The organism is Vaccinium witches'-broom phytoplasma str. VAC (assembly GCF_000309405.1).
Classification (GTDB): domain Bacteria; phylum Bacillota_I; class Bacilli_A; order Acholeplasmatales; family Acholeplasmataceae; genus Phytoplasma.
This window is the reverse complement of sequence record NZ_AKIN01000207.1, coordinates 1-288: the sequence shown is the minus strand read 5'-3', so window position 1 is coordinate 288 and position 288 is coordinate 1. Positions and strand designations below refer to the sequence as shown.

Sequence of the window (288 nt, the reverse complement as noted above, 5' to 3'; positions counted from 1 at the left end):
ATTACCAAAGAAACTTTAGGCTCATATCTTAACGACATCGACCGCGACCTAGCCAAACTCGACGCCGACCAAAAAGACTACCAAAAGAAACTAGAAGAATATAAAAATCGTAGTGATAATAATGAACTTTTAAACACTGAAACTTTAAAAGAAAAAATTCAAGAAGAACAAAGAAAAAATAGAGAAAATTCCGTTATCACAGAATATCAAAAAATAGTTAACGAATTAGATAAAAAAAGAAAAGACATCGTGGATATACCAAATTTAGAAAAAAAACAATATAAATTA

General features: G+C 28.5%; 1 pseudogene. It reads left to right on the top strand.

Annotated elements, in window-relative coordinates:
• A pseudogene (locus RI68_RS03995) lies at window positions 1-288 on the top strand (DNA double-strand break repair protein Rad50); the annotation flags it as partial.